Source organism: Streptomyces sp. NPDC003038 (genome assembly GCF_040611115.1).
In the GTDB taxonomy this organism is placed as follows: domain Bacteria; phylum Actinomycetota; class Actinomycetes; order Streptomycetales; family Streptomycetaceae; genus Streptomyces.
On sequence record NZ_JBEXNN010000005.1, the window covers coordinates 104,851 to 129,725 of the forward strand.

Sequence of the window (24,875 nt, forward strand, 5' to 3'; positions counted from 1 at the left end):
GCTGCGAGTGCCCCAGGGCCCCTGCCCGTCCTCGGGTCAGAAGGTGAGGACGCCGCGCGCCACCCGCCCGTGGTGGGCGTCCTCGACCGCCTGGGCGAAGTCCTCGACCGGGTAGACCTCCGTCACCAGCTCGTCCAGCAGCAGCCGGCCCTGCCGGTACAGCTCGGCGTAAAGCGCGATGTCGCGCTGCGGGCGCGAGGACCCGTACCGGCAGCCCATGATCGTCTTGTCCAGGTACATCGACGAGACGAGGAAGGACGCCTCTTCCTTGAAGCCGGGCACACCCAGCAGGACCGCCTGCCCGTGCCGGTCGAGGAGGTCCACGGCCTGGCGGATCAGCTTCACGCTGCCCACGCACTCGAAGGCGTGGTCGGCCCCGGTCGGCAGGATCTCCCGCACCGCCGCGCCCGTGTCCGCCACCGCCGACGCGTCGATGAAGTGCGTCGCCCCGAACTGCCGGGCCACCGGCTCCTTCCCCGGGTTCGCGTCGACCGCGACGATGGTCGTGGCCCCGGCGATCCGGGCGCCCTGGAGCACGTTGAGCCCGATGCCGCCGGCGCCGATGACGACCACCGACTCGCCGCGGTCCACCCGGGCCCGGTTCAGGACCGCCCCGACCCCCGTCAGGACGCCGCAGCCGATCAGCGCCGCCGACGTCAGCGGGATGTCCTGCGGGATCTTCACCGCCTGCACGGCTCTGACGATCGTGCGCTCCGCGAAGGCGGAGTTGGAGGCGAACTGGAACAGCGCGCTGCCGCCCCGGGAGAACGGCTGCCCCGGCCTGCCGATCGCCTTGCGGCACATCGTCGGCCGGCCCCGGTCGCAGTCGGCGCAGGCCCCGCAGTTGGCGAGGGTGGACAGGGCCACGTGGTCCCCGGGCGCCACGTGCGTGACCCCCGGGCCGACCGCCTCGACCACGCCCGCGCCCTCGTGCCCGAGCACCACCGGCGGCGGGAACGGGATGGTCCCGTCGATCACCGACAGGTCGCTGTGGCACAGCCCGGCCGCCGCTATCGCGACCAGCACCTCCCCCGGTCCCGGTTCGCGGATCTCCAGGTCGTCGACGACCCGGGCCTGCTCGCCGTCGAATACGACACCTCTCACGTGGACTCCTTGGGCAGGCCGAGCACGCGCTCGGCGATGATGTTCCGCTGGATCTCGTCCGAGCCGCCGTAGATGGTGTCGGCGCGGGTGAAGAGGAAGAGGCGCTGTGCCTCGTCGAGCCCGAGTTCGTACGGGAGGTTGGGCGCCCAGGCCGCCGGACCCGCCGTGGCCGCCGCGCCGCGGACCTCCACCGCGAGTTCACCGAGCCGTCGGTGCCACCCGCCCCACAGCAGCTTGGCCACGCTCGGAGCGCCCGTGTCCCCGGCCGCCCCCAGGGTCCGCAGGGCGTTCCAGCGCATGGTGCGCAGCTCGGCCCACTGCCGTACGAGGCGGTCGCGCAGGGCCGGATCCCCGGGGGGAGCCGTGGCCGGCGCGGCACCCGTGGCCCCGCCCGCGTACGCCGCCCCGCCCGACCCCGCGTACGCCGCCAGCACCCGCTCCAGTTCCGCCGCGAAGCCGATCTGCTGGACCAGCGTCGAGACCCCCCGCTCCAGCGCGAGCAGCCCCATGGCGACGGTCCAGCCGTCCCCCTCCGCGCCGACGACCTCGGCCGCCACCGCCCCGTCGAAGAACACCTCGTTGAACTCCGACGTCCCCGACATCTGCCGGATCGGCCGGACCTCGACCCGGCCCGGCTGGTCCATCCGTACGAGGAGGAACGACAGTCCCCGGTGGCGCCGGGATCCCGGCTCCGTGCGGGCCAGCACGAAGCACCAGTCCGCCTCCCGGGCCAGGGAGGTCCAGATCTTCTGCCCGCTGACGCGGAAGAGCCCGGCCGCGCCGCGGGAGGGCTCCCGTACCGCTGTCGTACGGATCCCCGCCAGGTCGGATCCGGCGCCCGGCTCGCTGTACCCCTGGCACCACAGCTCCTCGCCCCGCGCGATGCCGGGCAGGAAGCGGGCCTGCTGTTCCCGGCTGCCGTACGCGATCAGGGTGGGCGCGAGGAGGTTCTCGCCGATGTGGCCGACCCGGCCGGGCGCGCGCAGCGCCGCGTACTCCTCGGCCCACACCACCTGCCCGGTGAGGGAGAGCCGCTGCTGTCCGTACTCCCCGGCCGGGAGGTCCCAGCCCTGCCCGATCCAGCCGCCGCGCCCCAGCTCGCGCTCCCACGCGCGCCGCGCCGCCACGTCCTCGTGCTCGCTGCCCGGCCCGCCGCGGCCGACGGCCTCGGCGTACGGCCCCACCAGGTGCTCCGCCAGCCAGGCCCGGGCGCGGGTACGCAGTTCCTCGTCCTCGGCCCCGAAACTGAAGTCCATCCGGTCCCGCCCCCTACGCGTTGGGGCGGTCCTTGGCGGCCGCCGCCTTGGCCATGGCCTCGATCTGCGCCAGCATCGGCATCGGGTCGGTGCCGACCGTCCCGGGCAGGAAGTCGGCGATCTTCTCCGGCGTCCAGGAGCCCTCGGCGTATCCGGCGCGCAGCTCTCGCGGCTGCGCCCAGACGGCGATCTTCGGGCCGGCGATCGTGTACACCTGTCCGGTGATCCTCTCGCCGCCGACGGCGACGGCCTTGTCGCTGAGCAGATAGGTCACCAGCGCCGCCACGTCCTCGGGCTCGCCGATCTCCTTGAGCTCCATGGGGACGTTGGCCGACATGCGGGTGCGGGCGACGGGTGCGACGGCGTTGGCGGTGACCCCGTACTTGGCCAGCCCGAGCGCGGCACTGCGTACCAGGGAGATGATCCCGCCCTTGGCGGCGCTGTAGTTGGCCTGGGCGACCGAGCCCTGGTGGTTGCCGCTGGTGAAGCCGATCAGGGTGCCCGTCCCCTGCCTGCGCATGACGGCGGAGGCCGCGCGGAAGACGGTGAAGGTGCCCTTGAGGTGGGTGGCGACCACGGGGTCCCACTCCTCCTCGGACATGTTGAACAGCATCCGCTCGCGCAGGATGCCGGCCACGCACACGACGCCGTCGACGCGTCCGTAGCGGGCGAGCGCCGTGTCGACGATGCGCTGTCCTCCGGCCATGGTCGAGATGTCGTCGGCGACGGCCACGGCCTCGCCGCCCGCCGCGGTGATCTCCTTCACGACGGTCTCGGCGATCTCGCTGGTGGGCTCGCCGCCCTCGATGCCGACGCCGTAGTCGTTGACGACGACCTGGGCGCCCTCGGCCGCCGCGGCGAGTGCCACGGCCCGCCCGATGCCCCGGCCTGCGCCGGTGACGGCGATGACCTTGCCTGCCAAGAAGTTCCCCACGCCCGGCCCCTTCCCGCGTTTTCTGACGGACCGTTAGATTCTATGGGCAGCCGGATACGCGAGCACAAGCCCCGGTCGCCGTTCGTTCCCACACAAGGAGCTGATGAGGCCCATGACTCTGCCCGCCGCATTCCATGAGATCGCCGAGCGCGTCAACAACTGGGGGCGCTGGGGCGCCGACGACGAGATCGGCACCCTGAACCTCATCACCGACGAGGTCGTACGGGCGGCCGCGGCCGGAATCCGCAGCGGCCGCCGGATCCCGCTCGCGCTCCCGCTCAAGGAGGACGGCGTGCAGGCCGGCCTGATCCCGGGGCGGATCAACCCGCTGCACACGATGGTGCAGATCAACCAGGAGATCTTCGGCCCGGGCACGGTGGCGTGCAGCGACGACGCCGTCTCCATGGGCCTGCAGGCAGGCACGCACTGGGACGCCCTCACGCACGTCTCGCACTCGGGAAGGATCTACAACGGCCGCCCGGCCTCCTCGATCACGGCGCACGGCCGCGCCCGGTTCAGCGGCATCGACAAGGCCGGGCACATCGTCTCGCGCGGCGTCCTGCTCGACGTCGCCGCCGCGAAGGGCCAAGGCCGCCTGGCGGGCGGCCACGCGGTGACCCCCGAAGACCTGGAGCAGGCCGAGGAGTTCGGCGGGGTGACGGTCCGTCCCGGCGACATCGTCCTCGTCCGCACCGGCCAGATCCAGGTCTACCTGGCGGGCGACAAACACGGCTACGGGTTCCCGTCCCCCGGCCTCTCCGTCCGCACGCCGGAGTGGTTCCACGCCCGGGACGTCGCCGCGGTCGCGAACGACACCCTGACCTTCGAGATCTTCCCGCCGGAGATCGAGAACCTGTGGCTGCCGGTGCACGCGCTCGACCTGGTCGAGATGGGCATGCACCAGGGCCAGAACTGGAATCTCGAAAAGTTGTCCACAGCCTGTGCACAAGAAAACCGCTACGCGTTCCTGCTGTCCGCGATGCCTGAGCCCTTCGTCGGCGCCACGGGCACCCCGGTGGCGCCGGTCGCCGTTCTCTGACGGCGCGTCCGATCGTCCCTGGCGACCCGGGCCCGGCCGGGACCGTCCACATCAGCCAGGCCGTCCCCTCGATCGGCGGGCCGACCTGGGCGCCGTCGCCGCCCCACGGGGCAGGGTCGTGGGACTGATCTGCGGGTGGCGGCGGCGCACGTGCACGCCCCGAGCGCGGCACGGCAGCCGCCACCCCGCGACCCGCACTCGTCAAGGCGTGCCCTTGGCGTCCCCTCGCGTCGAATCGCTCCACACCAGAGTGATCAACATGTTACGAACCGTCAACACCTCGTTAGAGGTACACGCGCGGTTCCCGCCTCGGGCCACATTCTTCCGACACGCCGTCGGGTCCGTCCGCCGCGCAGTCGGCCGCGGGCTTCTCCGCGCAGTCGATCTCGCACCAGATCCGCTTGCCCGCACCCTCGCGCTGCCAGCCCCAGCGGTCCGCCAGCCCGTCCACCAGCTCCAGTCCGCGTCCGCCCGTGTCGTCCCCGGCGGCCTGCCGGGGACGCGGGGCCCGGTCGCTCGTGTCGGCCACCTCGACCCGCACCCCCGGCCCGCCGAACAGCATCCGCAGCACGGCCGGACAGCCCGTGTGCACGACCGCGTTGGTGACCAGCTCGGAGATCAGCAGGATCAGCGTCTCGGCGAGCGGCTCGTCTTCCCCTATGCCGGACCCTGCCAGCCGTGACCGGGCCCACCGGCGGGCCCGGCCGACCTCGGCGGGATCCGCTCCTACCTCCAGCTGAACCTGAAGCACCTGCACCGCTCACACCATCCGAACCGGCGGACACTTCGCCTCGCGACAGGACGGGATCACCCCAAGTGATCCCCTTGCGGAGGAGCATGGTTGACCTACAGTCACCACAACAAGCGCTTCGGGCATATTCCCGCGCGAAGGAGGGGGCGTGGTGCATACTGTGCGACGCTCGCGCCGCTCAACCGCTCGCATTCGTGGGAGCGTACCGGAGCAGGCCCCCGACTCCGGTCCGTTACGGCTCGGGCTAAGGACACAAACCGATATCAACTCTCTGTAATCGGACATGCGTCCCGCGCCGTTCCTGCCGCACCTTCCCCACGCCCCTTCCGCGCCGTTGCTCCCGCACCTTCCCCGCGCCGCTTTCCCCACGCCCCTTCCCCGCGCCCTTCCGTAACGGCCGGCTACGGCGGTGAGCCCGCCAGGAGTTCCGCCGCCAGCAGTTCCTCCGCCTCGGGGGCCGTACGCCACTGCTCGGCCCGTACCCAGGCCCGCTTCAGGTGCAGGTGCACATCCGCCTCCCAGGTGAAGCCCATCCCGCCGTGCACCTGCAGGCAGTCCCGCGCATTGCGTACGGCCGCCTCGTCGGCGAGGAGCTTCGCCGCCGCGATCTCGCCCCCCTCCGCCGTCACCGCCGCCGCGTAGACCGCCGTACGGGCCACCTCCGCCCGCACCAGCATCCGCGCGCACAGGTGCTTGACCGCCTGGAAGGCCCCGACCGGCTGCCCGAACTGCTCGCGCTCGCTTCCGTACGCCACCGCCAGCTCCACCGTCCGCAGCGCGCTCCCCAGCTGGAGCGCGGCCGTCAGCAGCGCGCCCTCCTCCCGGAACTCCGCCACGTCGCCCCCGGCCGCCATCCGGTGCAGCGGTGTCAGCGGGTCCGCCGAACGCACCGGCTCGCCGGCCGGCACCGCCGGCGCCCCGAGCACCGCGTCCGCCTCGCCGAGGTACGCCACCAGCGACTCCCCGAGGTCGAAGGCCGTCACCACCGCGGTCCCCGCCGCGGCCCCCGGGACCGTCCCGGCGGCCAGGTGCGTGGCGACCAGCGGTCCCGGCACCAGCGCCCGCCCGGCCTCCTCGAAGACGAGCACCGCCTCGGGCAGCCCGAGCCCGACCCCGCCGTCCGCCTCCGGGAGCCGCAGCGCGAAGAACCCCGCCCCGCCGAGCTCACGCCACAGCGCCCGGTCCACGGCGGGTCCGCGGTCCACCGACGCCCGGAGCTCCTCGCGCCCGTACCGCCCCGCCAGCAGGTCCCGTACGCCTGCCCGCAGGTCCCGCTGCTCCTCGGTCGGCTGGAAGTGCATGCCGTCACCGGCCCTTCGGGAGGCCGAGGATCCGCTCGGCGACGATGTTCCGCTGGATCTGCGAGGTGCCCGCCGCGATGGTGTAGGACAGCGACGACAGGCGGTCTTGGACCCATTCCTCCTCCAGGGCGAGGGAGCCGGCCCCCAGGACTTCCGCCGCCGTGTCGTACAGCTCCTGGCGGGCGTGCGAGTAGGCCAGCTTGAAGACGGAGCCGCCGGTGCCGGGGACCGGGCCCGTGCTCCGCGACTCGCTCACGTTCCACTGCGTGAGCCGCCACAGCGCGCCGAACTCCCCGTACAGCCGCCCGAGCCTGCGCCGCAGGACCGGATCGTCCCAACGGCCGTTGGCCTTCGCCGCGCGCGCGAGCTCGCCCAGGGTCCGGCGGCAGGCGACGACCTCGCCGACGAAGGCGGTGCCCCGCTCGAAGGACAGCGTCACCATGGTGACCCGCCAGCCGTCGTTCTCGGCCCCGACCCGGTTCGCGACGGGGACCCGTACCCCGTCGAGGAACACCTGCGCGAACTCGGCCGTCCCGGCGAGCGTGCGCAGCGGCCGGACCGTGATCCCGGGCGCGTCCATTGGCATGGCCAGCCAGGAGATACCCCGGTGCTTCGGGGCCTGCCCGTCCGTCCGTACCAGCAGCTCGCACCAGTCGGCGACTTCCGCGTGCGAGGTCCAGATCTTCGACCCGGTGACGACGTAGTCGTCGCCGTCCCGGACCGCTCGGGTGCGCAGGGCGGCCAGGTCGGAGCCCGCCTCCGGCTCGCTGAAGCCCTGGCACCACACCTCGTCGCCGCGCAGCACCGGGGGCAGCCAGCGCGCCCGCTGCTCGGCGGTGCCCTCGGCGGCGATGGTCGGGCCTGCGTGCAGCAGCCCGACGAAGTTGGCGCCGACGTACGGGGCCCCGGCGCGCTCCGTCTCCTCCAGGAAGATCAGGTGCTGGGTGGGGGTGGCCCCGCGGCCGCCGGCGTCGAGCGGCCAGTGCAGCCCCGCGTAGCCGGCGTCGTAGAGCCTGCGCTGCCAGCCGAGGTCGTAGGCGCGCCGCCCCGGCCAGTCGTCGGGCGACGGCTTGGGGGGCAGTTCGGGCAGCACCGCGGCGAGCCAGGCGCGCAGCCTCGCCCTGAAGTCCTGCTCCTCCTGCGTGTAGGCCAGGTCCACTACTTGACCCGCTCCCGGCCCAGACCCGGATCGAGGTCCGGATCGAGGTCCGGATCCAGGCCCAGTTCCCGGTGCAGATCGAGATCGAGGCCGAGCATGCGGATGGCGTTGCCGCGCATCAGCTTGTAAACGGTCTCCTCGTCGAGGCCCTTGACGTGGTCGAGGGCCACCTCCTTGGTGTGCGGGAAGGTCGAGTCCACGTGCGGGTAGTCGGTCTCGAAGGTGGCGTTGTCGCGGCCCACCACGTCGAGCGAGGCGATCCCGTGCTTGTCGCGGAAGAAGCAGCAGAACATCTGCCGGTAGTAGTACGTGGACGGCGGCTCGGGGATCAGGTCGCGGACCCCGCCCCAGGCGCGGTGTTCCCGCCACACGTCGTCGGCGCGCTCCAGGGCGTACGGGATCCAGCCCATCTGGCCCTCGCTGTAGGCGAGTTTCAGCGTCGGGAACTTCACCAGCACCCCGCTGAAGAGGAAGTCCATCATCGAGGCCATGGCGTTGTTGAAGCTGAGCGCGGCCTGCACGGCGGGCGGCGCGTCGGGGGAGGCGGCGGGCATCTGGGAGCTGGACCCGATGTGCATGTTGACGACCGTCCCGGTCTCCTGGCAGACGGCGAAGAAGGGGTCCCAGTAGCCGGAGTGGATCGAGGGCAGGCCCAGGTAGGTGGGGATCTCGGAGAAGGTCACGGCGCGGACCCCACGCGCCGCGTTGCGCCGGATCTCGGCGACGGCCAGGCCGATGTCCCACAGCGGGATGATGCACAGCGGGATCAGCCGGCCGCCGCTGTCGCCGCACCATTCCTCGACCATCCAGTCGTTGTAGGCGCGTACGCAGGCCAGCGCGACCTCCTTGTCCCGCGCCTCGGCGAAGGTCTGGCCGCAGAAGCGCGGGAAGGTCGGGAAGCACAGGGAGGCCTCGACGTGGTTGAGGTCCATGTCGAGCAGCCGCGCCTTGGGGTCCCAGCACCCCCTGCGCATCTCCTCGCGGGTGATGCCCTCCAGGGTCATGTCGTCGCGGTCGAAGCCGACGGCGGCGATGTTGCGCTTGTACGGGAACTTCAGGTCCTCGTAGATCCACCAGTCGGTCGGCGGGCCGTCGGGGTCCATGGAGATCACGTACTTGCCGCCCGTGTACTCGAGCTCGCCGATGCCGGCGGTGAGCGCCTTGGGCCCCCGGTCGCGGTACTTGGCGGGCAGCCACACGTCGAACAGGTGGGCGGGCTCGATCACGTGGTCGTCAACGCTGATGATCCGAGGCAGTTCCATTGATCTCCCCAATCTGATGGATCGTCAGAAACAAGCTAGCCCCGGCACCCCTGGACCGACAAGCGCCGGAGCCCTACGCTCCCGCTTGATCTGACTTACCGTCAGGTGGGGCCAAGGGGAGGTCTGGGATGACGGACACCGCGCACACCGCGCACACCGCGCACACCGCGACGGGCGCCGCGTCGAGTGCCTCGACACGCGTCGCGACAGAACTGAGCCGGTCCCGCACCCTGTGGGAGCTGGTCACCCGCCGGGCCGCGCTGACCCCGGACACCACGGTCCTGATCGAGGCTGCCGACACCGCCCCGGCGGACCGCCGGCTGACCTTCGGAGAGCTCCACGCCCGCTCCGAGCGCGTGGCGGCCGGCCTCCACGCCGTGGGCGTACGCCCCGGCACGGTCGTCGCCTGGCAGCTCCCCACCCGCATCGAGACCGTGCTGCTCTCGATCGCCCTCGCCCGGCTCGGCGCCGTCCAGTCGCCCGTCATCCCCTTCTACCGGGACCGCGAGGTGGGCTTCGCGCTCCGCGAGTCCAAGGCCGAGTTCTTCGCCGTCCCGGGCGTCTGGCGGGGCTTCGACCACGCGGCGATGGCCCGGCGGCTCGGCGCCCGCGGCGTCTTCGAGGCGTACGGGACCCTGCCCGAGGGCGACCCGTCCGTACTCCCGCCGCCCCCGGCCGACGGCACCGACGTCCGGTGGATCTACTGGACCTCCGGCACCACCTCCGACCCCAAGGGCGTCCTGCACACCGACCGCTCCCTGATCGCGGGCGGCTCCTGCCTCGCCCACGCCCTGCGCCCGAGCCCGGCCGACGTCGGCTCGATGGCCTTCCCCTTCGCGCACATAGCCGGGCCCGACTACACCGTGATGCTGCTGCTCTACGGATTCCCCGCGGTGCTCTTCGAGAGGTTCGCGATGCCGGACGCACTCGACGGCTACCGCCGCCACGGGGTGACGGTGGCCGGCGGATCAACCGCCTTCTACTCCATGTTCCTGGCCGAGCAGCGCAAGGCTCCCGACGTCCCGCTCATCCCCACCCTGCGCCTCCTGGCCGGCGGCGGCGCCCCCAAGCCGCCGGAGATCTACCACGCGGTCGTCCGCGAACTCGGCTGCCGGCTGACCCACGGCTACGGCATGACCGAAGTCCCGATGATCACCATGGGCGACCCGGACGACACCGCCGAGAACCTCGCCACCACCGAGGGCCGGCCCCCGGCGGCCATGTCCATCCGCATCACCGCCCCCGACGGGACACCGCTGCCCGCGGGCACGGACGGCGAGGTGCGCCTGCGCGGCGAGGCCGTCTGCCAGGGCTACCTGAACCAGGACCCGTCCGCGGAGGTCTTCGACTCCGAGGGCTACCTGATCACCGGCGACCTGGGGCACCTGACGCGGGACGGCTACCTCGTCCTCACCGGCCGCAGCAAGGACGTCATCATCCGCAAGGGCGAGAACATCTCCGCCAAGGAGATCGAGAACCTCCTCCACCGCCTCCCCGGCGTCGGCGACGTCGCCGTCATCGGCCTCCCGGACCCGGAACGCGGCGAACGCGTCTGCGCGGTCGTCGAGCAGCCCCCGGGCGCCGCCCCGCTGACCCTTCCCCAACTGACGGCGCACCTGCGCGCGGAGGGTCTGGCGACCCACAAGCTTCCGGAGCAACTGGAGCTCGTGGAGTCCCTGCCGCGCAACGAGGCCCTGCGCAAGGTCCTGAAGTACAAGCTCCGCGAGCGCTACGCCTGAGGCTGGGCTGGGCGGTGGGTGCAGGCGGGCGGGCGCGGGTGGGCGGGCGCGCGGTGCCCCTCCCCCACCCGCCGCTCCGGACCCGGGGTGTCTACATCCGGCTCAGGGAGGCCGCCGCGAAGAGGACGTCCCGGATCGCCTCCCGGTCACCGTGCTGCCCCACGGCCGCCTCCTCCGGCGATATGCGCCCGGCGGCCAGCTGGCAGAACTCCGCGCCGTCCAGCGCGATCTCCGCCACCCGGTGCTCCGGCGACGGCTTCGCCGCCGGGGAGTCCAGGGCGATGTCCCAGCCGCCACCGCCCGCGCCCTCGATCTCCAGGTGCAGGGTCCGGCCGGGGGCTCCCGCCGCGACCAGGCCGCGCGGCGGAGCCGCCAGACCCGAGCGGCGGCGCTGGGCGAGGGCGCCCGGCAGGAGCCGCGCCGCCAGGTCGACCATCCCGTGCAGGTGGGGGCCGGACGGCGGCTCGTACGGGTAGTCCACCGCGTCCGCGATGTCCCACGCGTGCACCCAGCACTCGAAGGCCCGCTCCAGGAACGCGTCGCCGAGCGGGAGCTCAAAGTCCCCGTAGTCCACCGTCAGTTCGGCCACACCACGGCCCGCGAAGGACACCGTACGCACCAGCGTGTGGCCCTGCTCCCGCCACGGCTCGCGGACGTGCCGCGTGGCCGGGTACGCCGACGCGCTCCAGAAGTGCTCGGTCCGCGCGGCCGGGCCGCCCTTCGGGGCGTCCTGGCCCAGCGGGTCGTCCAACCCCAGCGCGGTGGCGACCAGCCCGTCCACCGTCAGCAGGTGCCCGATCACCCCGGCCACCGTGGTCCGGTGGGACTGGCGCCGCTCCTCCTCGAACCACTTCAGCCGCACGGGGGTGTGCCATTCCGCGTCCCCGAAGTCCTGGAGCAGCGCGTCGAGCCGGGCGGTCTCGGTGTCGTACGGATTCGCCCACACCGGCACCGGGATGCGGGCCGGCCTCTTGCCCAGGCAGTCCTCCAGCACGCGCGAACGCAGCAGCGGCTTGAGGTCGAGGCTCTCCTCCGGGTGCAGCAGCCCGACCGCGTCGCGCAGCCGCAGCGCCTCCTCCGCGCAGGGCGCGCACTCGGTGAGGTGGTCCTCCACCGCCTGCGTCTCCTCGGCGGAGCAGGCCGCGAGCGCCCAGGCGCCGAGCAGGGACTTCAGTACGGCGTGCGAGGGCGGCGGCTGCGGAGGCGGCTGCGGAGGCGAGGACGGCAGCGCTTCCAGGAACGGTGAGGGCGCGTACCGCGGGTCGAAGTCGTCGGCCGCCCCGCGCTGACCCGGTATCCGCGGCGGACCGCCGGGCCGCTCGTATCCGTCGTCATGCGACTCGGCGGAGCCGTTCATCGGGGCATTCCATATCCGGGCGGGCCGTATCCGGGCTGGGCGGCGTCCTCCTGCGGGAGGGCGTTGGCGGTCGACAGCAATTGGAGGCCGAGCCGCAGCCGGCGCCGCGCCTCGTCCTCGCTGATCCGGAGGTCGGCGGCGGCCTGGCGGTAGTCGCGCCGCTTGAAGTACGCGAGTTCCAGCGCGGCGCGCAGCGGCGCGGGCATCGAGGTGACGATGAAGTCGGCGCGGGCGGCGGCGTTGGCACTGCGCACCTTCTGCTCCAGCTCCTCGCGCGAGCCGCGGCCCAGTTCGGCCTGGCGCAGCCGGGCCACCGCCTGGCCCTGGGTGATGCGGGCGACCCACGAGCGCATGGAGCCCTGCTTGGGGTCGTAGGCGTCCGGGTTCTCCCAGATGTACCCGAACACCTCGCGGGTGATCCGGTCGGCCGCCTTCTCGTCGCCCAGCACCCGGTGCGCCAGGCTGTGCACGAGCGAGGCGAAGCGGTCGTACAACTCCCCGAGCGCGGCGGCCTCGCCGCGGGCGAGGCGCTGCTGCATGCGGCGGTCCCAGCGCGGTGGTGCGTCCTTCGGCATCTTGCCCCCAGCCGTGTGTCGACGCATCGAATGTAGTCGGCACAGAGCGGGCGGCGCCCGTTTTGGGAGAACCTCGTCCAGGAAACGCGCCCTGCGTGATAGGAGCGTGGCAGCGAGTGAACGGCTGTGCGGGCCACGGCACATGGGCACACGCGTACGCGCCCCACCGCGCTCCCCGTGCGCTGGTTCGATGCGGCCACCTGCTTGACCACTTCACTTAACGCGCAGGCCACGAAGGCCGTACGCTCCTGCCTGTCTTGATCTGTACCTCACCGCACATGTGAAGGCGGAACGCCGAATATGGAAAGCGCAGAATACGAGCGCAAGATCGCCGCCCGATTCGCCAGCTTCGACCAGGACGGGTCCGGCTATATCGACCGGGAGGACTTCAGCGCGGCCGCGAAGGCCGTCCTGGCCGAATTCGGTACCACCGCCCGGTCGTACAAGGGCCAGGCCGTCTTCGCGGGCGCCGAGGCCTTCTGGCAGGGGATGGCCGGGATCGCGGACGTGGACGGGGACCAACGGGTGTCCCGCGAGGAGTTCATCACCGGCGCGGCGAAGCGGCTGCGGGACAGCCCGGAGCGGTTCGCGGAGATCGCCCGGCCGTTCCTGCGAGCGGTGATCGCGGTGGCGGACGAAGAGGGCTCCGGCGCGACGCCACCGGCCACCGCGCGGGTCCTGCGCGTCCTGGGCACCCCCGCCGACCTGGCCGACCAGGTCGCGGCGGCCCTGGACGCCGACGGCGACGGCCGCATCTCGGAGGACGAGATCCTGACGGCGTTCGCGGGCTACTGCGGCGTGGAGGCCCCCGACGCGTAACGCCTGCGGCGCGCTCGGCCGACGAAAGGCGGGGCCCCGTGGGCCCCGCCGCCCCGGGCCCGGCCCGGGCCCCGTCCCGACGGGGTCCCGCCCGACGGGTCCCGACCCGAACGGGTCCCGACCCCACGGGTCCCGACCCCACGGCCTGCCCTCAATCGCCGGGCGGGCTGGCTTCTGCCCCGCCGGCGTTTGAGGCGCACCCTCAGCCCCGCCGGCGTTTGAGGCGCGGGGTGCCGGGCGGAGCCCCGGGGCTTTCAGCCCCACCAGGGGGCACCTCCGAGGGGTCCCCCCGGACGGAGTCTGGGGAGGTAGCTGGGGGAGTTCGAGGCGCGGGGTCTGGGGCGGCGCCCCAGCAGCCGCCCGCGGGGACGGGACGGGGGCCGGCGCGGAGCCCCAGGGGGCGGCTACGCGAAGACGACCGTGCGGGTGCCGTTCAGGAGCACGCGGTGCTCGCTGTGCCACTTCACCGCCCGCGCCAGCGCCTGGCACTCCACATCGCGCCCGATCGCGACCAGCTGGTCCGGCGTCACCTCGTGCCCCACCCGCTCGACCTCCTGCTCGATGATCGGCCCCTCGTCGAGGTCCGCCGTCACGTAGTGGGCGGTCGCGCCGATCAGCTTCACACCGCGCGCATGCGCCTGGTGGTACGGCTTCGCGCCCTTGAAGCTCGGCAGGAACGAGTGGTGGATGTTGATGATCCGCCCGCTCAGCTCCTTGCAGAGGGTGTCCGACAGCACCTGCATGTACCGCGCCAGCACCACCAGCTCGACGTTCTCGGACCGCACGAGCTCCAGCAGCTCCGCCTCCGCCGCCGCCTTCGTGTCCTTCGTGACCGGGATGTGCACGAACGGAACGTCGTACGAGGCCACGAGCTCCGCGAAGTCGGTGTGGTTGGAGACCACCGCCGCGATCTCGACCGGCAGGGCCCCGATCCGGGAGCGGAACAGCAGGTCGTTCAGGCAGTGACCGAACTTGGACACCATCAGCACGATCCGCATGCGCTCGTCAGCGCGGTGGATCTGCCAGTCCATCCGGAAGGAGTCCCCGATCGCGGCGAAGCTGGCGCGCAGCTTCTCGACCGTCATCGGCTCCTCGGCGGAGAAGTGGACCCGCATGAAGAAGAGGCCGGTGTCGTGGTCGCCGAACTGCTGGCTGTCCTCGATGTTGCAGCCGGTCATGAACAGGTAGCTGGACACGGCGTGCACGATGCCCCGCTTGTCCGGGCATGACACGGTCAGGACGTACTGCTGGGGTTCAGCCTGTGGTTCAGCCTGCGGCTGCGGCTGGGACTGGGGGTGGTCGCTCATGACTGCACAGCCTTTCACACCGTACGGGTGAGCAGCCTCAACACTTCCAGCGACCGCGGCCGGACGTCCGGGTCCTCACCGTCGGCCGTCGCGAGCCGTACGTGGGCCTCGCGGGCGGCACGTACCGCCTCGGGCCAGGCGTGGTGTTCCAAGTAGGCGGAGACGGGTGCGTCGGGTCCGACCTGGTGCATGATCCGGAGCACTCGCAGGACGGCGAGGTCGACGAGGGCGGCTTCCTGTGAGTCGCGGAAGATCGTGCCGACGTACTTCTCCGCCGACCAGCTGTCGAGCCAGGTGTCCTCCACGAGCCGGTACACGGCGTCGGTGACGTCCCCGTACCCTTCGGCCCCGGCCAGCCACGTGTCCTCGTGGAAGGCCGGATCGGAGAGCATGTGCAGCGCCGAGCGCACATTGCTGCGCCAGCGCCACCACGGCATGTCGTTGAGGGGCATGCCGCCCATGGTGGAGGAGCGGCCGCCGCGGCGGGAAGAGTTCTTCGAACCTTCGACGAATGTCACGCTTTCGATCGTACGTTCCCGACATCCGTGATCTTCAAGCACCTGTGCGTGACGGACGGCGGCGGCGCCCTCCCCTTCGCCCCCCGGTAATTCACCCGGGTGTCACCGAATGTTGTGCACACCTCACTCTTCAGTTACCCGTGGAGCGGAATGGTGCATGGACATGACCGATTGGCGACGCGCAGCATCCCGCTCCCGCACCTTCCTGGCCACGGCCATCGGCGTGGGTCTCGTGGTCGGGTGCGGGGTGCTCCCCGGAGAGGGCTCACGGGGCTCTGGGGACACCATCACCGTCATGACCTTCGCACCCGAGGGCACCAAGGCGACCAACATGCCCGGAATGCCCGGCATGGCCAAAGCTTACGAACGCTGGGTCAACGCCAAGGGCGGCATCAACGGCCGCACCCTCCGCGTACTGACCTGCAACGAGAAGAACACGCCCACCGGAGCCGCCGACTGCGCCCGCAAGGCCGCGGCCGAGAAGGCCGTCGCCGTCGTCGGCTCCTACAGCCAGCACGGACGCGCGTTCATGGCCCCGCTCGAAGCCGAGGGGATCCCCTTCATCGGCGGGTACGGAGTCTCCTCCGAGGAGTTCCAGTCCACCTTCTCCTACCCCGTCAACGGCGGCCAGCCCGTCCTCCTCTCGGGCGCCGGCTACCAGCTCGGCCGGATCTGCGACCAGGTGGCCCTGGTGCGGCCCGACACCTTCGCGGGCGACTCGCTGCCGGTCATGCTCAACTCCGGACTGCGGGCCAACAAGATGGCGGACGCCTCCGACATCCGGGCCGCCGAGGACTCCGCGGACTTCGCGCCGCAGGCCCGGGAGGCACTGGCCCACGCCTCCGCCGGCAAGAACAAGAGCTGCGTGACCGCGGTGCTCGGTGAACGTACCGAGACCTTCTTCGACGCCTTCCGCCGGGCCGACGCCCAGCGCAAGAAGCCGCAGATCGCCTCGGTCCTGGGCAGTGTCAGCCAGTCGCTGGTGGACCGCACCGGCGGCAAGGAAAGCCCCTTCGAGGGCGCGTTCCTCACGAGCTGGTACCCGGTGTCCAGCGATCCGCTCTGGGAGCCGATGCGGAAGGTGATCTCCCAGCACGCCTTCGGCGACGGCAGCGTCGACCCCGACGACAGCGGCACGCAGACCACGTGGATCGCCTACACCGTGCTGAGCGAGATCGTGAACCGCTTCTCGGCGGACGAGGACATCACCGGCCGCAAGATCGCCCGGCTCCTGAACCACTCGGAGGCCGTCAAGACCGGCGGGCTCACTCCCGAGCTGAGCTGGCGCTACCAGGACATGCGCGCCGTCGCCGGCTTCCCCCGCATGGTCAACGGCCGGGTCACCTTCCAGATCGTCCAGTCCGGCCGCCTCGTCGCCCAGCAGGGCGAGCAGCCGATGGACATGACGCAGATGCTGGAACAGGCCCCGCGCACGGCCTGATCCGCGGGGCGACCGGGGCTACAGCTGGGACTTGTCCCGCTTGGTGAGGCCGTACTTGGCCGCGATCGTGTTCCACAGGGTCGCGGCCGACTCCTTGGCCTTCGTCGCCTCACCGCTCGCCTTGTTGCCGGCGACGGCGTTGTCACTGGACTTCGCCCTGCCGTCCTTGCAGCCCTTCTCGTCCTTGTCGTCCTTGTCGCCCTTGCCGCCGCCCACGTCCTGCGCCCACGCCGCGTAGCTGTTGTCGGCGTCCGCGGAGGACTTCCAGGCCTTGGTGAGGGCCGCGGACAACTTCACGTGGTCCGGGAGCTGGTCCAGCTTCAGCTCCTGGAGGCGGGTGACGAGCTCCTCGCGCTGGCGGGCCGCGGCGCGCAGGTCGACGGCCGCCTGGTCGAGGTTCTTGCAGACCTTGATGTCCTCGACGGCCTTGATCACCGCGGCCCTGCTGTCGTTGCTGTCCGCGAGGAGCTTGTCCAGCTGGACGGCCTGCGGGCGGGCCGGGTCGACGGGGGCCTCCCCGGCGGGCGCCGCGGAACCACCGCTCGCGGCGGGTACGGAGGGCACCGCGCCCGGGTCGTTGTTCTGCGGCTTGCCGTCGCCGAGCAGCGCGCCCACGCCGAGCCCGACGACGGCCAGGCCGATGACCACCGCGGCGATGATCGCGGGCGACACCTTGCGCGGGGCCTCCGGCGGCGGGGGCGGGAGCGGCGGCGCGTACTGCGGGTGCTGCGGGGGCGGTACGGGGCCCTGCGCGCGCGGCGGGTAGGGCCGCGGCGGCGGTCGGCGCAGCACCGGCTCCTGGATCGGCGGCAGGTGCTGGGTGTGCCCGGCGGTGTCGTCCTCGCCGCGGAAGAGCCCGTCGAACTCGGCGGCCGGGACGGGCGCGATGTACTGCGTGGCGGCCTCGTCGTGCGCCGGGCCTGCCGGACCCGCGGGCACGGGCGGGATGTACTGCGTGGCCGCCTCGTCGTGACCCGGACCTGCCGGGACGGGCGGGATGTACTGGGTCGCGGCCTCGTCGTGAGGGTGGCCTGCCGACGCCGCGGGCACGGGCGGGATGTACTGGGTCGCGGCCTCGTCGTGCGCCGGGCCTGCCGGGACGGGCGGGATGTACTGGGTGACCGCCTCGGGCAGCGGCGGGTAGCCGTAGCCGTGCGGATCGCCCGGCCCCTCGTACCCCGGCCCCACCACGTGCCCCACCGCCGGCTGGGCGGGCGGGGCGTGTTGCGGGTAGCCGTACGCGGGCTGCGGCTCCTGGCCGGGCTGCTGCCACTCTGGCCGCTCCGGGTAACCGGACGCCGGGTCCGGACCCCACGGGGCTCCCGGCTGGGGGGCGCCCCCTTGTCCGCTCTCCGTCACCGGGTCTCCTTCGCCGACTCGTCCGCACCTACGGAACCGTCGGCTCACGCTACCTGGTCACCCACCGCCACCGTCAGGCCACCCGGCTCCCCTGGCGCATTAAACCCCCGCCGGCCCGTGAGGCACGACGACCCGGCGCCAAAGCCCCGATCCCCAGCCCCGCCGGCGCTTGAGGCGCGAGACTCCGGGGCAGCGCCCCAGGCTTTCAGCCCCGCCGGCGTTTGAGGCGCGGGGGCCCGGGGGCAGCGCCCGGCAACGGCGCCGCACCCGCCCCGCCCCGCCCGGCCAAGCCGGATCCGCCCGGCCCGCCCGCGCCGCCCCGCCCGGCCGAGCCGGATCCGCCCGGCCCGCCGCTAGGCGGCCCTCGCCTCCAGCCGCGCCCCGAACTCCCGTACCGCCGCCTCCTCCCGGTACGGCTCCAGCCGCAGCCGGAAGTCGTCCAGATACTCCGCGCCCCGGTTCGAGCGGAGGTCCGCCAGCAGGTCCGCCGCCTTCGCGGCCGTCTGGCAGGCCTGTTCCACCTCCCGCTGCTGCACCTGCGCCGCGGCCAGCAGCAGCAGCCCGATGGCCCGGCGGCGGGCCTTCGTCGCGGGGAGGCCCCGTAGCGCCTCCTCCGCACGCTTGCCCGCCGCCTCCGCCTGGCCCAGGTCCCGGTGGCAGTGGGCCAGTTCGTCCGCCAGGTAGGCCTGGCCGAAGTGGCGGATCCACACCGGGTCGTCACCCGACTCCGGCTCCGCCCGCTCCAGCGCGGTCACCGCCCGCGAGGACAGCACCGCCGTGGCCCGGGTATCGCCGAGCAGCGCGTGCCCGCGCGCCTCCGCCGCGTAGAACATGGCCTCCACCCGCGGGGTGACCTGCCCCCTCGTGCCCTCCTGGGCCGCCCGCGCCAGCTGCGCGATCTCCCGCGGATTGCCCAGTTCGGCGGCGAGGTGGCTCATGGACGCCGCGAGCACGTAGCCCCCGTACGCGCGGTCCCCGGCCGCCTGGGCGAGGCGTAGCGCCTGGATGTAGTAGCGCTGCGCCAGCCCCGGTTGACCGGTGTCCACCGCCATGTAGCCCGCGAGCTCGGTCAGTCGGGCCACCGCCCCGAACAGTGCCCGTCCGACCGGTTCCCGGTACGAGCCGCCGATCAGGCCGGACACCACGGAGTTGAGGTAGTGCACGACCACGGGCCGGATGTGCCCGCTGCCGAAACGGTGGTCGAGGTCGGTGAGGGCCTCGGTAGTCGCCCGTACCGCCTCCACGTCGGACATGCCGACCCGCGAGCCGCCGCTGCGGGCCACCTGCGTATCGGCCGCGGTGATCAGCCAGTCGCGGCTCGGTTCGACGAGCGCGGAGGCGGCCACGCTCGATCCCGCCAGGAAATCGCGGCGCCCGACGTCGCTGCGCCACAGCTCGCAGACCTGCTCGATCGCGCCGATGACGGTCGGGGAGAACTGCAGGCCGACGCCGGAGGCGAGGTTCTTGCCGTTGGCCATGCCGATCTCGTCGATGGTGACGGTCCGGCCGAGTTTGCGCCCGAGCGCCTCGGCGATGATGCCGGGTGCCCGGCCGCGGGGCTGCTGGCCACGCAGCCAGCGGGCCACGGAGGTCTTGTCGTAGCGGAGATCGAGGCCGTGTTCGGCCCCGCACATGTTGACGCGCCGGGCGAGCCCGGCGTTGGAGCACCCGGCTTCCTGGATGAGTGCCTGCAGCCGTTCGTTCGGCTGGCGGGCAACGAGAGGCCTGGCTGCCATGAAAACCCCCTGAGGCCGCGGGTGATCGTTCGGAATGATCACTTCCCGCCTGAAGTGCGGAGAATCTTCCCCTCTGCGTCTTGTCGTTACCCAGCGACCGCGCCCCGGCCTCCTACGCGCCCCCGCCAATGCACCGGTGCGCCCCGTGTGCAGGATCGATGCTCCGCCCACCGGCTGGTTTACGCCCGTAACCCCGGGTGACGCGGGGAGTTGTGATGGGCGTGGAAGAGACCATCGGAGTCACGGAGACCGCACCCATCCCCAAGCAGCGCGGCGAGCAGCTGCTGGACCATGCCGTGCGGTACGCGGAAGAACGGCACTGGGACGTCTTCGCCGGCACCTGGCTGGAGGTGGCCAACGGGCGGGAGCTGTGCTCCTGCGGGGCGGAGGACTGCGCCGCGCCGGGCGCCCATCCGGCCGTCAAGGACTGGGCGGCGCAGGCCACCGGCAGCGCGGTGCAGGTCCGGCGGATCTGGGCCAAGCACCCACAGGCCTCGATCCTGATGCCGACGGGCCGGACGTTCGACGCGCTGGACGTCCCCGACTCGGCCGGCTTCCTGGCGCTGGCGCGGCTGGAGCGGATGCAGCGCACCCTCGGGCCGGTCACCCTCAGCCCCGACCACCGGATGCTGTTCTTCGTCCTGCCGGGCGCCGGGGCCAAGGTGGCGGACCTCGTACGCAAGCTCGGCTGGTCACCGGCCGCGATGGACCTGTCCGCGCGCGGCGAGGGCGAGTACGTGGCCGCCCCGCCCACCCGCTACGGCGGCCGGGGCGCCGTCCAGTGGGCGCGGCGGCCCACGCCGGCGAACCGGTGGCTGCCGGACACGGAGGAGCTGATCGACGCGCTGGCGTACGCGTGCGGGCGTGAGGCGGCGGCGGAGCGGGCCCGCCGGAGCCGGTAAGGGGCCGTGCGCATGGGATTTCGGGCCGGAAACTCATGACATAAGTAATGCTCGGGCCTTTCCCGCTCCTCCTATGGTGAGAAGAGAACGACCAACGGGGACGGAACGAGAGGCACACGCATGCCAGACCAGGCTGATGCGATGGCGGGGACGTACGGAACGGGCGGCGCGCGATCCGCGCCGCCCGCCGTGCGGGTGGAAGGCCTGTGGAAGCGCTTCGGGGACCAGGTGGCCGTGGCGGGGATCGACCTGGAGCTGCCCGCCGGCCAGTTCATCGGCCTGGTCGGCCCGAACGGCGCGGGCAAGACGACGACACTGTCGATGATCACCGGTCTGCTGCGGCCGGACATGGGGCGGGTCGTCGTCGCCGGACACGACGTGTGGGCGGACCCGGCCGAGGTGAAGTCCCGGATCGGTGTGCTGCCGGAGGGCATGAGGCTCTTCGAGCGGCTGTCGGGGCGGGAGCTGCTCGGCTACATCGGCCGCTTGCGCGGCCTGCCGGGCGAGGAGACCGACAAGCGGGCGACGCAGCTGCTGGAGGTCCTCGACCTCGCGGGCTCGCAGCACAAGCTGGTCGTGGACTACTCGACGGGCATGCGCAAGAAGATCGGCCTGGCGGCCGCCCTGCTGCACAACCCGGAAGTGCTGTTCCTGGACGAGCCGTTCGAGGGCGTGGACCCGGTGTCGGCGCAGACCATCCGCGGAGTGCTGGAACGTTACACCGCGTCCGGCGCCACGGTCGTCTTCTCCTCCCACGTGATGGAGCTCGTCGAGTCGCTGTGCGACTGGGTCGCCGTCATGGCCGCCGGACGCATCCGCGCCGCGGGCCCGCTGGCCGACGTACGGGGCGCCGCGCCCTCCCTCCAGGCCGCCTTCCTCGAACTGGTCGGCGCGCTCGGGCGCGACGCGGCCGGCGACTCGCTGGACTGGCTCGGCGGCGGGACGGCCGCGCGATGACCACGGCCGCCGCACCCGTCTCCCTGACCCCGGTCTTCGTCCGCCTCAAGCTGTCGCTGCTGCGCAACGGCCTCAAGGGCTCCTCGAAGCGCAAGGCCGCCTACTTCACGAGCCTCGCCTTCGCGCTGGTGGTCGGCTTCTTCGTCACGCTCGGCCTCGCCCTGCTCCGCGGGAACGACCACGCCGGCACGGTCGTCGTGCTGCTGGCCGCGATCCTGGCGCTCGGCTGGACCTTCATGCCGCTGTTCTTCCCCACCGGTGACGAGACGCTCGACCCGAGCCGGCTGGTCATGCTGCCGCTGCGCCCGCGTCCCCTCGTACGGGCCCTGCTCGCCTCCTCCCTGGTCGGCATCGGCCCGCTGTTCACCCTGTGCCTCGCCGTCGGCTCGGTGATAGCGGTCGCGCGGGGCGGCGCCGGCATCGCCGCCGCCGTCCTGGCCGTCCCGCTGCTGCTCGTCGGCTGCGTGGTCCTCGCGCGGGCGGTGGCCACGGCCAATGTGCGCCTGCTGACCAGCCGCAAGGGGCGCGACCTCGCGCTGCTCAGCGGGCTGCTGATCGCGGTGGGCGCGCAGGTGGCCAACTTCGCCAGTCAGCGCCTGTTCCAGACGGGCGGCCTGTCCCAGCTGGAGCCCGTCGAGGCGGTGGTGCGGTGGCTGCCGCCCGCGACCGCCGTCGGCATGGTGGACTCGGCGAGCGACGGCGCGTACGGGGTGGCGGCGGCCCAACTCGCTGTCACGGTCGGCGCGCTGGTCCTCCTCCTGTGGTTCTGGGAGCGGAGCCTGACCAAGCTGATGGTGACGCCGGACGGCTCGACGATCGCGGCGGCCTCCAACCCCGCCAAGGAGCCCGGCGCGGCCGGCTTCTGGTCCCTGCTGCCGGGCGGCCGGACCGGCGCGGCCGTGCAGCGCACCCTGCGGTACGCCGTGCGCGACCCGAAGACCAAGTCCGCGTGGGTGACCGCGCTGGCGATCGGCATGATCGTCCCGGTCTTCAACGCCCTCCAGGGCACCGGATCCATCTACCTGGCCTGCTTCGGCGCGGGCATGCTCGGCATCCAGATGTACAACCAGTTCGGCCAGGACACCTCGGCGTTCTGGATGGTCGCCCAGACCATCTCCACCCCGCGCGACGCGTACGTGGAACTGCGCGCCCGCGCCTGGGCACTGGCCCTCGTCACGGTCCCGTACACGGTCCTCGTCACGGCGGTCACCGCCGCGCTGATCGGCGACTGGCGCGCCTTCCCGGCCGCCCTCGGTCTGGGCCTGGCCCTGCTGGGCTCGATGCTGTGCACGGGGGCGCTGGCCTCGGCCCGCTTCCCGTACTCCATCCCGACGGACGGCGCCTTCAAGAACGTCGCCCCGGGCCAGGCCGGACTCGCCTGGATGGGCATCTTCGGCGGCATGCTGGCCTCGGCGGTGATCTGCGCCCCGGTGATCGCCCTGACGATCTGGTTCAACGGGGCGGACCACCAGAGCGCCTCCTGGACGCTGCTCCCCCTCGGAGTGGCCTGGGGCACCCTGGCCACCTGGGCGGGCCTGCGCCTGGCGGCCCCGACGGTGGCCCGCAAGCTGCCGGAGATCCTGCTGGCGGTGAGCAAGGGCTGAGTCCCGCGCGGGACGTCTGCCGGGGAGGGGCGAACGGCCGGTGGCCCGTCGCCCCTCTTTCCTTTGCCGTCCCGATTCACTCGCGCGACCCGCACTCCACCCAGAGCAGCTTGCCCGCCTGCGCCCCGCCTTCGAAGCGGTAGGAGCCGTACCGGTCCGCGCACAGCCGTACGAGGGCCAGCCCGCGCCCGCCCTCCGCGCCGGACACGGACGGTGCGGGCTCGCCGCCGAAGGGGGCCGGGATGTGCGGGTTGGTGTCCCAGACGCCGACGCGGACGCGGTCGGCGTCCACCGCCCGCAGGCGGAGGGCGCAGGGCCCGTACGCGTGCCGGTAGGCGTTGGAGACGAGCTCGCTCGCGAGGAGCTCGGCGGTGTCCGCCGGCCCGGTCATGGCGTGGCTACGGAGCACCGCCCGCAGCGTGGAGCGGGCGATTCCCGCTGCGCGGGGGTCGTGCGGGAGTTGGAGGGTGTAGGCCCAGGACGGAGTTACGGTTGCGTCCACGGAAGTGTCCGATCGCGGAGGAGAGTTGAACCGTGGGCGTGTGGTGCCCGGTGACCAGGTCGCTCCGTCGAGCGGGGTACTTCCAGGCGGTGGCCTGCATCCCAAAGTAGCGGCTCGATATAACTTGCTTCACGACTTCCTTGTAATTGAATACATTGCCACTCATGTGGGTGACAGCCCTCTGCGAAAGGCGAGTTGAGTATGGCGACTGCCCGTCAGCTCAGGTTCGGCGCCGAGCTGCGCAAGATGCGCGAAAGCGCCGGCCTGAACGCAACCGAGGCCGCCCAGCGCATGGGGATCCGGCAGAGCCAGATCAGCAACCTGGAAGCCGCGCGGTTCGGCGTCAGCCCAGAGCGCCTCCGTACGCTGGCCGACCTCTACGGATGCACGGACCAGCCGTACATCGAGGCACTGGTCGGGATGATCGGAGAGCGTCGCCGCGGGTGGTGGGAGGAGTACCGCGGGATCCTTCCCGACCCCCTCCTGGACCTCGCCGAACTGGAGCACCACGCGCGGGCGCTGCGCGACGCGATCACCATGCACGTTCCCGGACTGCTCCAGACCGTCGAGCATGCCCGCGAGATCTTCCGCCAGGCTGTTCCCGCGCTCCCGCCGCCAGACGTGGAGGACCGCGTCTCATTCCGCGTGAAACGCCAACGGATCCTCTACGAGGACACCCCGACCCCCTACCAGGTGATCATCCACGAGGCGGCACTACACATCGCCGTAGGCGGACCGGCCATTGCTGACGCCCAGTTGAAACACCTGCTCGACATGAGCGACCGTGACCACATCACCATCCAGGCAATTCCGTTCTCAGCAGGCGCCTTTCCGGGGTCCGGCCAGTCCATCTATTACGCGCACGGCCCGGTGCCTCAGCTGGACAGCGTCCAGCTCGACCAGTCGCACGGACTGGTGTTCCTGGATGCCGAGCCACAACTGGCCAAGTACCGCACACTGTTCGAGCGACTGGAAGCGGTGGCCCTCAACCCGGCCCAGACCCGCGACCTCATCAGCTCCATCGTCCGGAACCGGTGAAAGGCAGCCCCACATGACCCCCTACGACTGGCAGAGGTCGTCCTACTGCGCGGAGGGCAACTCCTGCGTCTACGTCGCCACCGCACCCGGCGACGGCGGCGACGCCGGCCACGTCCTCGTCGCCGAGAGCGGCGACCCCGGCGGGCGGGTGCTCCGGGTCGCCGCCCACGCGTGGGCCGCTCTGCTCGACGGGGTCAAGGCCCGCCGGGTCTGAG

23 protein-coding genes are annotated in these 24,875 nt (G+C 72.4%); 9 read left to right on the forward strand and 14 right to left on the reverse strand.

All coding sequences use genetic code 11. The features are described 5' to 3' along the window. Positions 1-36: 36 nt before the first annotated feature. Genes ABZX75_RS08680 through ABZX75_RS08690 form a run of 3 tightly spaced genes read right to left on the reverse strand, consistent with a single transcriptional unit; the run spans position 37 to position 3,294 of the window. Positions 37-1,104: a Zn-dependent alcohol dehydrogenase gene (locus ABZX75_RS08680; RefSeq protein WP_355409263.1), complete on the reverse strand. Its 1,068-nt coding sequence runs from the start codon at positions 1,102-1,104 to the stop codon at positions 37-39. Next, a complete protein-coding gene (locus ABZX75_RS08685; RefSeq protein ID WP_355409265.1) occupies positions 1,101-2,360 on the reverse strand; it encodes an acyl-CoA dehydrogenase family protein in 1,260 nt (419 codons plus the stop codon). The genes ABZX75_RS08680 and ABZX75_RS08685 overlap by 4 nt, the downstream gene beginning before the upstream one ends. A 13-nt stretch (positions 2,361-2,373) precedes the next feature. Further along, complete coding sequence (locus ABZX75_RS08690) at positions 2,374-3,294, reverse strand: SDR family NAD(P)-dependent oxidoreductase (protein ID WP_355409267.1); 921 nt, start codon at positions 3,292-3,294, stop codon at positions 2,374-2,376. 112 nt (positions 3,295-3,406) lie between these two features. Between ABZX75_RS08690 and ABZX75_RS08695 the strand changes: the two genes are divergently transcribed. Continuing rightward, on the forward strand, positions 3,407-4,333 hold the full coding sequence (locus ABZX75_RS08695) for a cyclase family protein (RefSeq protein ID WP_355409269.1): 927 nt from the start codon (positions 3,407-3,409) through the stop codon (positions 4,331-4,333). Between the two features lie 283 nt (positions 4,334-4,616). On the opposite strand, the gene ABZX75_RS08700 is transcribed toward ABZX75_RS08695, so the two are convergent. From ABZX75_RS08700 to ABZX75_RS08715, 4 genes are all read right to left on the reverse strand, one after another. Continuing rightward, positions 4,617-5,090: an ATP-binding protein gene (locus ABZX75_RS08700; protein WP_355409271.1), complete on the reverse strand. Its 474-nt coding sequence runs from the start codon at positions 5,088-5,090 to the stop codon at positions 4,617-4,619. Positions 5,091-5,485: 395 nt separating this feature from the next. Then, entirely contained in the window at positions 5,486-6,385 is a 900-nt protein-coding gene (locus ABZX75_RS08705) for an acyl-CoA dehydrogenase family protein (RefSeq protein ID WP_355409273.1), read from the reverse strand. A 4-nt stretch (positions 6,386-6,389) separates the two neighbouring features. Continuing rightward, complete coding sequence (locus ABZX75_RS08710) at positions 6,390-7,544, reverse strand: acyl-CoA dehydrogenase (RefSeq protein ID WP_355409275.1); 1,155 nt, start codon at positions 7,542-7,544, stop codon at positions 6,390-6,392. After that, positions 7,544-8,806: an amidohydrolase family protein gene (locus ABZX75_RS08715; RefSeq protein WP_355409277.1), complete on the reverse strand. Its 1,263-nt coding sequence runs from the start codon at positions 8,804-8,806 to the stop codon at positions 7,544-7,546. The genes ABZX75_RS08710 and ABZX75_RS08715 overlap by 1 nt, the downstream gene beginning before the upstream one ends. Before the next feature lie 128 nt (positions 8,807-8,934). On the opposite strand from ABZX75_RS08715, the gene ABZX75_RS08720 reads away from it, so the two are divergent. After that, on the forward strand, positions 8,935-10,545 hold the full coding sequence (locus ABZX75_RS08720; protein WP_355409279.1) for an AMP-binding protein: 1,611 nt from the start codon (positions 8,935-8,937) through the stop codon (positions 10,543-10,545). Positions 10,546-10,636: 91 nt separating this feature from the next. On the opposite strand, the gene ABZX75_RS08725 is transcribed toward ABZX75_RS08720, so the two are convergent. Both ABZX75_RS08725 and ABZX75_RS08730 read right to left on the reverse strand, forming a co-directional pair. After that, entirely contained in the window at positions 10,637-11,902 is a 1,266-nt protein-coding gene (locus ABZX75_RS08725) for a zf-HC2 domain-containing protein (RefSeq protein ID WP_355409281.1), read from the reverse strand. Beyond that, positions 11,899-12,477: a sigma factor gene (locus tag ABZX75_RS08730; protein WP_355409596.1), complete on the reverse strand. Its 579-nt coding sequence runs from the start codon at positions 12,475-12,477 to the stop codon at positions 11,899-11,901. Before ABZX75_RS08730 ends, ABZX75_RS08725 begins: the two co-directional genes overlap by 4 nt. A 300-nt stretch (positions 12,478-12,777) precedes the next feature. Here ABZX75_RS08730 and ABZX75_RS08735 point away from each other — a divergent pair, with 300 nt between their 5' ends. After that, positions 12,778-13,296: an EF-hand domain-containing protein gene (locus tag ABZX75_RS08735; RefSeq protein WP_355409283.1), complete on the forward strand. Its 519-nt coding sequence runs from the start codon at positions 12,778-12,780 to the stop codon at positions 13,294-13,296. 404 nt (positions 13,297-13,700) lie between these two features. Here the strand turns inward: ABZX75_RS08735 and purU are convergent, their stop codons facing one another. Further along, on the reverse strand, positions 13,701-14,603 hold the full coding sequence (gene purU / locus ABZX75_RS08740; protein ID WP_355409285.1) for a formyltetrahydrofolate deformylase: 903 nt from the start codon (positions 14,601-14,603) through the stop codon (positions 13,701-13,703). 14 nt (positions 14,604-14,617) lie between these two features. Then, positions 14,618-15,064, reverse strand: coding sequence for a hypothetical protein (locus ABZX75_RS08745; protein WP_355409597.1), 447 nt, complete (start codon positions 15,062-15,064; stop codon positions 14,618-14,620). A gap of 220 nt (positions 15,065-15,284) precedes the next feature. On the opposite strand from ABZX75_RS08745, the gene ABZX75_RS08750 reads away from it, so the two are divergent. Beyond that, complete coding sequence (locus ABZX75_RS08750; RefSeq protein ID WP_355409287.1) at positions 15,285-16,562, forward strand: ABC transporter substrate-binding protein; 1,278 nt, start codon at positions 15,285-15,287, stop codon at positions 16,560-16,562. 18 nt (positions 16,563-16,580) lie between these two features. Here the strand turns inward: ABZX75_RS08750 and ABZX75_RS08755 are convergent, their stop codons facing one another. Further along, complete coding sequence (locus ABZX75_RS08755) at positions 16,581-17,921, reverse strand: hypothetical protein (protein ID WP_355409289.1); 1,341 nt, start codon at positions 17,919-17,921, stop codon at positions 16,581-16,583. Positions 17,922-18,274: 353 nt separating this feature from the next. Then, positions 18,275-19,657 carry a transcriptional regulator gene (locus tag ABZX75_RS08760; RefSeq protein ID WP_355409291.1) on the reverse strand — a complete coding sequence of 461 codons (1,383 nt, stop codon included), beginning with the start codon at positions 19,655-19,657 and terminating at the stop codon, positions 18,275-18,277. A 215-nt stretch (positions 19,658-19,872) separates the two neighbouring features. Between ABZX75_RS08760 and ABZX75_RS08765 the strand changes: the two genes are divergently transcribed. From ABZX75_RS08765 to ABZX75_RS08775, 3 genes are all read left to right on the forward strand, one after another. Beyond that, entirely contained in the window at positions 19,873-20,559 is a 687-nt protein-coding gene (locus ABZX75_RS08765; RefSeq protein WP_355409293.1) for a bifunctional DNA primase/polymerase, read from the forward strand. Positions 20,560-20,679: 120 nt separating this feature from the next. After that, positions 20,680-21,516, forward strand: coding sequence for an ABC transporter ATP-binding protein (locus tag ABZX75_RS08770; RefSeq protein ID WP_355409295.1), 837 nt, complete (start codon positions 20,680-20,682; stop codon positions 21,514-21,516). Then, positions 21,513-23,120, forward strand: coding sequence for a transporter (locus ABZX75_RS08775; protein ID WP_355409297.1), 1,608 nt, complete (start codon positions 21,513-21,515; stop codon positions 23,118-23,120). Before ABZX75_RS08770 ends, ABZX75_RS08775 begins: the two co-directional genes overlap by 4 nt. Positions 23,121-23,196: 76 nt before the next feature. Here ABZX75_RS08775 and ABZX75_RS08780 read toward each other — a convergent pair whose 3' ends face one another. Further along, a complete protein-coding gene (locus ABZX75_RS08780) occupies positions 23,197-23,622 on the reverse strand; it encodes an ATP-binding protein (protein WP_355409299.1) in 426 nt (141 codons plus the stop codon). A 201-nt stretch (positions 23,623-23,823) separates the two neighbouring features. Here ABZX75_RS08780 and ABZX75_RS08785 point away from each other — a divergent pair, with 201 nt between their 5' ends. Next, entirely contained in the window at positions 23,824-24,660 is an 837-nt protein-coding gene (locus ABZX75_RS08785) for a helix-turn-helix transcriptional regulator (protein WP_355409300.1), read from the forward strand. A 13-nt stretch (positions 24,661-24,673) separates the two neighbouring features. Further along, positions 24,674-24,874 (forward strand): DUF397 domain-containing protein, encoded by a 201-nt coding sequence (locus ABZX75_RS08790; RefSeq protein ID WP_355409302.1) that lies wholly within the window; start codon positions 24,674-24,676, stop codon positions 24,872-24,874. The last annotated feature ends 1 nt before the right edge of the window (position 24,875 follow it).

What these genes read in the sequence shown, in the direction of transcription:
- ABZX75_RS08685 (WP_355409265.1), bottom strand. Translation starts at nt 2,360, where the DNA reads ATGGACTTCAGTTTCGGGGCCGAGGACGAGGAACTGCGTACCCGCGCC.
- ABZX75_RS08695 (WP_355409269.1), top strand. Translation starts at nt 3,407, where the DNA reads ATGACTCTGCCCGCCGCATTCCATGAGATCGCCGAGCGCGTCAACAAC.
- ABZX75_RS08705 (WP_355409273.1), bottom strand. Translation starts at nt 6,385, where the DNA reads ATGCACTTCCAGCCGACCGAGGAGCAGCGGGACCTGCGGGCAGGCGTA.
- ABZX75_RS08715 (WP_355409277.1), bottom strand. Translation starts at nt 8,806, where the DNA reads ATGGAACTGCCTCGGATCATCAGCGTTGACGACCACGTGATCGAGCCC.
- ABZX75_RS08720 (WP_355409279.1), top strand. Translation starts at nt 8,935, where the DNA reads ATGACGGACACCGCGCACACCGCGCACACCGCGCACACCGCGACGGGC.
- ABZX75_RS08725 (WP_355409281.1), bottom strand. Translation starts at nt 11,902, where the DNA reads ATGAACGGCTCCGCCGAGTCGCATGACGACGGATACGAGCGGCCCGGC.
- ABZX75_RS08730 (WP_355409596.1), bottom strand. Translation starts at nt 12,477, where the DNA reads ATGCCGAAGGACGCACCACCGCGCTGGGACCGCCGCATGCAGCAGCGC.
- ABZX75_RS08735 (WP_355409283.1), top strand. Translation starts at nt 12,778, where the DNA reads ATGGAAAGCGCAGAATACGAGCGCAAGATCGCCGCCCGATTCGCCAGC.
- purU (WP_355409285.1), bottom strand. Translation starts at nt 14,603, where the DNA reads ATGAGCGACCACCCCCAGTCCCAGCCGCAGCCGCAGGCTGAACCACAG.
- ABZX75_RS08745 (WP_355409597.1), bottom strand. Translation starts at nt 15,064, where the DNA reads ATGGGCGGCATGCCCCTCAACGACATGCCGTGGTGGCGCTGGCGCAGC.
- ABZX75_RS08750 (WP_355409287.1), top strand. Translation starts at nt 15,285, where the DNA reads ATGACCGATTGGCGACGCGCAGCATCCCGCTCCCGCACCTTCCTGGCC.
- ABZX75_RS08760 (WP_355409291.1), bottom strand. Translation starts at nt 19,657, where the DNA reads ATGGCAGCCAGGCCTCTCGTTGCCCGCCAGCCGAACGAACGGCTGCAG.
- ABZX75_RS08765 (WP_355409293.1), top strand. Translation starts at nt 19,873, where the DNA reads ATGGGCGTGGAAGAGACCATCGGAGTCACGGAGACCGCACCCATCCCC.
- ABZX75_RS08770 (WP_355409295.1), top strand. Translation starts at nt 20,680, where the DNA reads ATGCCAGACCAGGCTGATGCGATGGCGGGGACGTACGGAACGGGCGGC.
- ABZX75_RS08775 (WP_355409297.1), top strand. Translation starts at nt 21,513, where the DNA reads ATGACCACGGCCGCCGCACCCGTCTCCCTGACCCCGGTCTTCGTCCGC.
- ABZX75_RS08785 (WP_355409300.1), top strand. Translation starts at nt 23,824, where the DNA reads ATGGCGACTGCCCGTCAGCTCAGGTTCGGCGCCGAGCTGCGCAAGATG.
- ABZX75_RS08790 (WP_355409302.1), top strand. Translation starts at nt 24,674, where the DNA reads ATGACCCCCTACGACTGGCAGAGGTCGTCCTACTGCGCGGAGGGCAAC.